Raw genomic sequence first — 8,204 nt, 5'->3', positions numbered from 1 at the left:
TGGTCAGCCCTGCCCGGTGGCGCTGCGCTTACCGGGCCTACGGGGTGTACGGAGTGCTCCCTCTCCCTCAGGGAGAGGGCCGGGGTGAGGGTGGTCAGCCCTGCCTGGTGGCGCTGTGCTTACCGGGCCTACAGGGGACGATTACCCGTATCCATTTATCTATGCCGGGTAAGGCAAAGCCGCCACCCGGCACTGACGACAACGGCGATTACGCCTGTTTCGCCGCTTCGGCTGCTTTCACAATCACTGCAAAAGCATCAGCTTTCAGAGAGGCACCGCCAACCAGCGCGCCGTCGATGTCCGGCTGAGTGAACAGTTCGGCAGCGTTAGAGGCGTTTACAGAACCGCCGTACTGAATAATAACCTGCTCTGCCACTTTCGCATCGGCTTTAGCAATGTGATCACGGATGAACTTGTGAACCGCCTGGGCCTGGGCCGGGGTGGCAGATTTACCGGTACCGATCGCCCACACTGGCTCGTAAGCGATGACCGCGCCTTCAAAGGCTGCTGCACCCTGGGTTTTCAGAACGGCATCGATCTGACGCGCGCACACTTCTTCAGTTTTGCCCGCTTCGTTTTCTGCTTCGGTTTCACCGATGCACAGAACCGGGATCAGACCCTGCTCTTTCAGCACGGCAAATTTTTTGGCGATCAGTTCGTCAGATTCTTTATGGTAAGTACGACGCTCAGAGTGACCGATGATGATGTATTTTGCGCCGATATCTTTCAGCATTTCGGCAGAGGTTTCACCGGTGAATGCGCCGGACAGGTTCAGGTCGACGTTCTGCGCGCCCAGCACAATGTGGCTGCCTGCAGCGGCCTGTTTTGCCAGATCGATATACATTTCCGGCGGCGCAATCGCAACGCCACAACCGGTCACGCCAGCCAGCTCTTTACGCAGGTTAGCTACCAGTTCGTTTACCATGTGGCGGTTGCCGTTCAGTTTCCAGTTACCCATCACTAAAGGATGTCGCATTTTAATTCTCCACGCTGTAAGCGAGTTAGGGAATATTGCCGCCCCTCAGGGCAGCATGGTCTGTGAGTCAGTATAGAGATTCATCATGGCAAAGGCTTTGCTTTTCGTCATTTATTGTCGCCTTCGCTGCTATCAGATAACGTCAGCTTAATCGGTTCAACAGCGAAGGTCAGCCCTTTTTCGCCGTTGTCGGCGACAACATAGCGTATAGCCCCTTCGGTTTGCGCGTAATAATGCTGCCCTTTGCCTGCCGTAAGCAGCTTTTGCAACTTTTGCAGGCTTTGTGTTCTGGTCAACGTTGGGATAAAGACACGTAACACTGCGCTCATATACTCCTGGGCTTTCGCTTTCGCTGATTTTTGCTCCGGCCCCTGAATCGGCAGCCAGGTTATCTGCATGGATTTGATTTTCAACGTCCCGCGTTCAAGGGCGGTAGAGGCATATAAATTTTCGTTGATCTTACTGGCGGCGCGGGTCAAATTAGCGCGATCTTTTACGCCTTCGATGGCGCGGAATTCATTCAGCGGCAGGCCGGGGTTGTTGGTATTAAACGCTTCCCGAAACTGGCTGATAGATTGATCAAACGTGGGCGAACCCGCCAGCAAATAGGGGGCTGTCACGCCGGTGGCCTCCTCTGCCAGCGCGGGTGTGCTGACAGTAAAGCACGCCTGCAGGAGTAAAATCAGTATTCCCCAACTCTTCATTAACGTTCGCCTTTTCACAAATCTGCTCACGATTAAAGCGATAACCGCTGGACTTGTCAAAAACTGACAACTTCAGGGTAAACTACGCGCATTACCATAATAAGGACGCGTGCATGACCCTACAGCAGTGGTTGTTTTCAATTAAAGGGCGGATTGGCCGCCGGGATTTCTGGATTTGGATTGTCATTTGGCTGGTGGCAATGTTTTGCCTGTTTACGCTTGCAGGCAGCAATCTTATTGATATGCAAATCGCCGCGTTTGCGCTGGTATGCCTGCAATGGCCTACCGCTACCGTGGTGATCAAGCGCCTGCACGATCGCGGTAAATCGGGCCTGTGGGCGCTGTTACTGATTCTGGCGTGGATGTTGCTGGCGGGAAACTGGGCGGTTCTGCCGGGTGTCTGGCAGTGGGTAGTCGGCCGTTTTATTCCCACGCTGGTGATGGTCATGATGTTAATCGAACTGGGTGCGTTTATGGGCACCCAGGGCGAGAACAAATACGGTAAGGATACGCAGGACGTTAAGTTTCGCTGATCACCAGTAGTGTTCAGCGGTCATATGACCCGGACGACGGCGCAGGTGTTTGGTCATCTGCCGGGTATCTTTTAGCATCTGTTGGGTATCGCGCACCATCTGCGGATTGCCGCACAGCATCACATGGCTGGTCTCAGGCGTCAGCGTCAGCCCCGTCGCCTCTTCCAGCGCGCCGCTTTCGATAAGCGCCGGAACGCGTCCGGTCAGCGAACCGGCGACAGTTTCCCGGCTCACCACGGTCTGAATACGCAGTTTGCCTTCATAACGGCGCTGTAACTCCAGCATTTGAGGAAGATAGCTGAGATCTGCCGCATAGCGCACCGCATGCACCAGCACCAGATTCTGGAAACGCTCCAGGTCTTTCCCTTCCTGCAGAATAGAAAGATACGGGCCGAGCGCCGTCCCTGTTGCCAGCATCCACAGCGTCTGGCAGTCAGGAACTTCTTCCAGTACGAAGAACCCTGCTGCCTCGCTGACCAGCTGGATCTCATCACCCGGTTTTAGTGCCGCCAGTCGTGGACTGAGTTTCCCTTCAGGCACGGTGACCAGGTAAAATTCAAGATCGGGATTATGCGGCGCGTTAACGTAGGAGTACGCACGTTGCACGCGTTCGCCGTCGATCTCCAGCCCCAGCTTGGTGAACTGTCCGGCAGTGAAGGGCTGAACGGGAGCATGAACGGTGAGGCTAAACAGCGCATCGGTCCAGTATTCTACTTTGGTTACTTTGCCTGTTACCCAGTCCGCCATGTTCTTCTCCTGTCGATTTCGTTACTTTATCTTCGCCGCCTGACGCCAATATTTCCAGCCCCGGCGGGCTGGAAAGCTCTTCAGGACAAATGATTTCAGAGAATGTGCTGCTGAATGTCAGGATCTTTACGGTCCAGATAGTGAATAGACTGAATGCGGCGGATAGTCCGTGATTTACCGCGCACCAGCAGCGTTTCGGTAGTGGCGATGTTGCCCTTGCGGCTGATGCCCTCAAGCAGGTCGCCCTTGGTAATACCGGTGGCAGAGAAAATCACATTATCGTTACGCGCCATGTCATCAAGTCGCAGCACGTTCCCGGCCTCAATGCCCATTGCCTGACAGCGAGACAGTTCCTGCTCACCGATACGGCGGTTCTCTTCGTTGTCGCCTTTCACATGATGGCGTGCCAGCAGACGACCATTCATATCGCCATCCAGCGCACGGATCACCGCCGCCGACACCACGCCTTCCGGCGCGCCGCCGATGCCGTAGAGCACGTCAACTTCGCTGTCCGGCATACAGGTTAAAATAGAGGCCGCAACATCACCATCCGGGATCGCAAATACACGCACGCCGAGTTTTTGCATTTCGGCAATGGTTTCATCATGACGTGGTTTGGCGAGAATGGTGACCGTCAATTCACTTAATGGTTTGCCCAGCGCAGCGGCGATATTGCGCAGGTTATCGGCCAGCGGCAGATTGAGGTCGATAGCGCCTTTTGCCCCGGGTCCCACAATCAGCTTTTCCATATACATATCCGGCGCGTTCAGGAAGCTGCCTTTATCACCGACCGCCAGCACCGCCAGCGCGTTCGCCTGGCCCATGGCGGTCATGCGGGTGCCTTCAATGGGATCAACCGCGATATCTACCGCGTCGCCCTGTCCGGTACCGACGCGCTCGCCAATATAGAGCATCGGCGCTTCGTCAATTTCACCTTCGCCAATCACAATGGTGCCGTCAATATTGACCTGGTTAAGCATAATACGCATGGCGTTGACCGCCGCGCCGTCAGCGGTGTTTTTGTCGCCACGCCCTAACCATTTATAGCCTGCCAGCGCCGCCGCTTCGGTGACGCGCGAAAATTCGATTGCCAGTTCCCGTCTCATTGCCAACTCATGTTAAGAAGAAAAATTGCGCGAAGTTTATCACAATGCGTATGGACAACCCTACTGGCGCAAGGTGTACTCTTTCGTACAGTACGCCAGGGAGGTGCTATGTTGCGTAAAAACAGGAAAGAAGCGTTGACGGTAGAGGAGCGTTGTCGGGCGATATTTGGCGATGAACCACCCGTTCGGCACGTGTGGGAGCCTGAGTTCGACTATGCAGACAAAGAACTTCAGGCGCTGGCGGCGACGGACTGGCGGGACATCACCGGACATCAGTTGAGCGGCTATTACGTGTTGAACCTTGTTTATAACGAACCAATGCAGCCAGAGCTGTTCCGCTATTTATTTCCCCTGTGCCTGGCTAAATGGCGTGAAACACTCTTAACCATTGGCTACGGCGATCATTTCGAAGAATCATTATTCCGGGCGCTGCGGCGACCTTATCTGTGGCGGGAAATGATGGATGCCAGCCAGCGTCAGCAGGTGCGCGCGTTTATCGTTGACACGATGCTGGCGCGAATGGATAACGAGCGCGGTTTTGGCGTTTTGCTCTCATGGCTGCCTGCGTTTAATGATATTGGCGGCACCGCGCCGGTAATGCGCATCATCTGGTCCCGCTGGTGGTCGCTGGATTCCGTCGGCAAAGCGGTATGCGCCCTGCAATACGCCGCCCATCTCATCTATTCCGGTGATGACAATATCCTCGGGTCAAAGGGAGGGTGCGGCTGCGGCTGGCACCATCCGTTAAGCCATACTGACGGCTGGTCGCAGGAGAATTGGGCGTTCCTGTGCGAGGCATTAACCCCACAGACGATCCTGGAAGGGGTTCAGGCGGCGGCGGAAAAATTGCGCGGCGAACCGGAAGAGGACATTGCGGCACGCATTGCCCGCGATGCGCTTGATGCGGCTGAGATTATTGAAATTCAGATTGAGGATGTGCTGACAGAGCTGGCGTGTTGATTGCGGCATCAATCAGGTCAGGGATGGCAGTCAATAACGCATGATCGAGATTTTCGAGCGTTATATTCCACCAGCCGGGGACGTAGCCGGACATATGTTCAAATGTGTGGCAGGCGGTACACCATTCCCAATAGCTGCCAGGACCTTGATACATTATGCCCAGCGACAATACAGGTTGTGGCTTACGCAGCGAAAAATAGCGGCAAAGCGCCGTTTCTCCGCAAACAGGACAGACCTGTGATAAATGAATGCCCTCTTCAGGGGATGCCGCACTGTACAACTGCCGCCATGCGTCCACATATTCCGCAGGAACGCTATTCCATTGCACGTCTGCCATTCGTTAAATTCCTTTTTACGCATTCGAATAACGTTCCGTTTCCGGCATCCAGCGCTCAATCAGCGCTACGGCCTGCTGCGGGTAACGTTCATGAATATGCCGCGCCAGACGCTGAACTTCGGGTATCATCGCCTGATCGCGCAATAAGTCGGCAACTTTAAATTCGGCATTGCCGGTCTGACGGGTACCCAGCAGTTCGCCCGGACCGCGAATTTCGAGGTCTTTTTGCGCGATGATAAAACCGTCGGTACTGTCGCGCAGCACTTGTAGCCGTTTTTGCGCGGTTTTCGACAGCGGGGATTTATAAAGCAGTACGCAGTGGGAGGCTACCGCGCCGCGCCCGACCCGTCCGCGTAACTGATGGAGCTGAGCCAGCCCCAGACGCTCCGGGTTTTCGATAATCATCAGGCTGGCGTTAGGAACATCTACGCCCACTTCAATCACCGTTGTCGCGACCAGCAAGTGCAGTTCGCCCTGTTTGAACGCTGCCATGACCGCCTGCTTTTCGGCGGGTTTCATGCGCCCATGCACCAGGCCGACGTTCAGCTCGGGCAGCGCCAGCTTTAACTCCTCCCATGTCGCTTCTGCGGCCTGTGCTTCCAGCAGGTCAGACTCCTCAATGAGCGTACAGACCCAGTACGCCTGACGGCCTTCGGTGGTGCAGGCATTGCGCACGCGATCGATGATATCGCTGCGCCGGGTATCGGGAATGGCGACAGTCGTCACCGGGGTGCGGCCTGGCGGTAGTTCGTCGATGACTGAGGTATCAAGATCGGCATAGGCGGTCATCGCCAGCGTGCGCGGGATCGGCGTGGCGGTCATGATCAACTGATGAGGATGAAACCCTTGCTGCTGGCCTTTCTCCCACAGTGCCAGCCGCTGATGCACACCAAAGCGATGCTGTTCATCGATAATCACCAGCGCCAGCCCGTTGAACTGTACCTGTTCCTGAAAGATAGCGTGCGTTCCCACCACCATCTGCACCTGTCCGGCGGCAATCGCCTCCTGCTGGACAAGCCGCGCTTTGCCTTTTTGCTTGCCCGCCAGCCAGCCGACGTTAATGCCGAGCGGCTCAAACCAGCTGCGAAAGTTGTTGGCGTGCTGTTCGGCGAGCAGTTCGGTCGGGGCCATCAGCGCCACCTGCTTGCCGTGAGCGATGGCGCGCAGTGCGGCGAGGGCGGCAACCAGCGTTTTACCGGAGCCAACGTCACCCTGCACCAGACGCATCATTGGGAAGTCCAGCGCCATGTCTTTTTCAATTTCCGCCACCACCCGCGCCTGTGCACCGGTCGGTTTAAAGGGCAGGGAGGTAAGAAAACGCGTTTTCAGTTCATCCTGCGGGCTGAGCGGTTGGGCATGATAGCGCTGTGCACCTGCCCGCAGTGCCAGCATGCTGAGATTGTGCGCCAGCAATTCTTCCAGAATAAGGCGTCGCTGCGCCGGGTGCTGCCCGGTTTCAAGATCGGCCAGTTGCAATGACGGCGGCGGACGGTGCAGGGTCCGCAGCGCTTCCGGCAGGGTCATCATCCCTTGTGCCAGCTGCGGTGGTAACAGTTCGGCGATGGCGCAGGTATCCAGTAGATCCAGCGCCTGATCGGTCAGCTTACGTAGCGTTGCCTGCTTAACGCCCTCGGTCGTAGGGTAGACCGGCGTCAGCGTCTCCTGAAGCTCCGGTGTGCTGAGATCGCCCTGTACGCGATATTCCGGGTGGATCATCTCCGCGCCGTATTTTCCGCGCTTCGCTTCGCCATAGGCCAGTACGCGCCGACCGGTAGCGAGGCTGTTTTTCATCGCCGCGTTGAAGTTGAAAAAGCGCATCATCAGGATGCCGGAGCCGTCGCTGATCTGGCAGGTCATCATCCGGCGACCGCCAAAGGTGATATTGCTGTTCAGCACTTCACCTTCCACGGTGGCATAAATGCCCGGCAGCAGTTCACCGATAGGATAAAGTTGAGTGCGGTCTTCGTAGCGTAGCGGGAGGTGTAACAGCAGATCCTGCACGGTATGCAGGCCGATTTTCGCCAGCTTACTGCTTTGCGCTGCGCCCACGCCGGTCAGCGTGTTAAGCGGGATGGCGTCCAGCAACCGGCCCTGCATGATTTATCCTGCGGCCTGCATGGTTGCCCACCATGCGGCGTCAGCGTCAAGCTCGCCCTGCTCGTTGACCCGCGCATAAGGCAGGCCTTTACGCTTCGCCACCCGCGCCAGCACCGGATAGCCGCCTTCAAACAGCAGGCGTTGCTGCTCTTCTTCTGACAGCGTACTGCGCTCGCGCTGGTACATGCCCGCGTTTTGCCGCTGGCGCTGCGCTTCATAGAGGATTAATGCCGAAGCGACAGAAACGTTCAGCGACTGCACCATGCCGACCATCGGAATAATAATGTCCTGGTCAGCCAGTTCTAACGCTTCTTGGGTGATGCCGGTTTTTTCCTGGCCCATCAGGATGCAGGTGGGGCGGGTATAATCAATTTCGCGGAAATCAACGGCCTTGTCGGAAAGGTTGGTCGCTAAAACCTGCATACCATTGCCTTTCAGATGAGTAACGGCGTCGCCAATAGTGCGGTGAGTTTTCACCTCAACCCAGCTATTGCTGCCTGCGGCGGCGGACGCCATGGTGCGCATCCGGTTGCCTGGCCAGACGGCGTGGACTTCATGTACGCCGATGGCGTCAGCGGTGCGGATAATCGCCGAGACGTTATGAGGTTTATGCACCTGCTCCATACAGACCGTCAGATCGGGCTGTCGTCTGGCGAGCATCTCACGTATACGCGCATAACGTTCTGGATTCATAAACACGTCATCCTTCAAATACCTCTGCGTTGGCGGCACTCATGCACCCCG

9 protein-coding genes are annotated in these 8,204 nt (G+C 56.3%); 2 read left to right on the top strand and 7 right to left on the bottom strand.

Annotated features, from left to right (window positions below):
• Positions 1-208: 208 nt before the first annotated feature.
• Both tpiA and CHU32_RS13150 read right to left on the bottom strand, forming a co-directional pair.
• A complete protein-coding gene (gene tpiA / locus CHU32_RS13155) occupies positions 209-976 on the bottom strand; it encodes a triose-phosphate isomerase (protein WP_103675969.1) in 768 nt (255 codons plus the stop codon).
• Between the two features lie 107 nt (positions 977-1,083).
• Positions 1,084-1,680: a DUF1454 family protein gene (locus tag CHU32_RS13150; protein ID WP_103675968.1), complete on the bottom strand. Its 597-nt coding sequence runs from the start codon at positions 1,678-1,680 to the stop codon at positions 1,084-1,086.
• Positions 1,681-1,793: 113 nt separating this feature from the next.
• On the opposite strand from CHU32_RS13150, the gene CHU32_RS13145 reads away from it, so the two are divergent.
• On the top strand, positions 1,794-2,213 hold the full coding sequence (locus tag CHU32_RS13145; RefSeq protein WP_103675967.1) for a DUF805 domain-containing protein: 420 nt from the start codon (positions 1,794-1,796) through the stop codon (positions 2,211-2,213).
• Here CHU32_RS13145 and fpr read toward each other — a convergent pair whose 3' ends face one another.
• Entirely contained in the window at positions 2,214-2,960 is a 747-nt protein-coding gene (gene fpr, locus CHU32_RS13140; RefSeq protein WP_103675966.1) for a ferredoxin--NADP(+) reductase, read from the bottom strand.
• Positions 2,961-3,055: 95 nt separating this feature from the next.
• Positions 3,056-4,066 carry a class II fructose-bisphosphatase gene (gene glpX, locus CHU32_RS13135; RefSeq protein WP_103675965.1) on the bottom strand — a complete coding sequence of 337 codons (1,011 nt, stop codon included), beginning with the start codon at positions 4,064-4,066 and terminating at the stop codon, positions 3,056-3,058.
• A 111-nt stretch (positions 4,067-4,177) separates the two neighbouring features.
• Here glpX and CHU32_RS13130 point away from each other — a divergent pair, with 111 nt between their 5' ends.
• A complete protein-coding gene (locus CHU32_RS13130; RefSeq protein WP_103675983.1) occupies positions 4,178-5,026 on the top strand; it encodes a hypothetical protein in 849 nt (282 codons plus the stop codon).
• Here CHU32_RS13130 and CHU32_RS28030 read toward each other — a convergent pair.
• Genes CHU32_RS28030 through trmH form a run of 3 tightly spaced genes read right to left on the bottom strand, consistent with a single transcriptional unit; the run spans position 4,980 to position 8,153 of the window.
• A complete protein-coding gene (locus CHU32_RS28030) occupies positions 4,980-5,363 on the bottom strand; it encodes a hypothetical protein (protein ID WP_133159242.1) in 384 nt (127 codons plus the stop codon). The genes CHU32_RS13130 and CHU32_RS28030 overlap by 47 nt on opposite strands.
• A gap of 15 nt (positions 5,364-5,378) precedes the next feature.
• On the bottom strand, positions 5,379-7,460 hold the full coding sequence (gene recG / locus CHU32_RS13125; RefSeq protein ID WP_103675964.1) for an ATP-dependent DNA helicase RecG: 2,082 nt from the start codon (positions 7,458-7,460) through the stop codon (positions 5,379-5,381).
• Positions 7,461-7,463: 3 nt separating this feature from the next.
• Entirely contained in the window at positions 7,464-8,153 is a 690-nt protein-coding gene (trmH, locus tag CHU32_RS13120; RefSeq protein ID WP_103675963.1) for a tRNA (guanosine(18)-2'-O)-methyltransferase TrmH, read from the bottom strand.
• Positions 8,154-8,204 lie beyond the last annotated feature (51 nt).

The organism is Superficieibacter electus (assembly GCF_002915575.1).
GTDB lineage: Bacteria > Pseudomonadota > Gammaproteobacteria > Enterobacterales > Enterobacteriaceae > Superficieibacter > Superficieibacter electus.
This window is presented reverse-complemented; position numbering and strand designations above follow the sequence as displayed.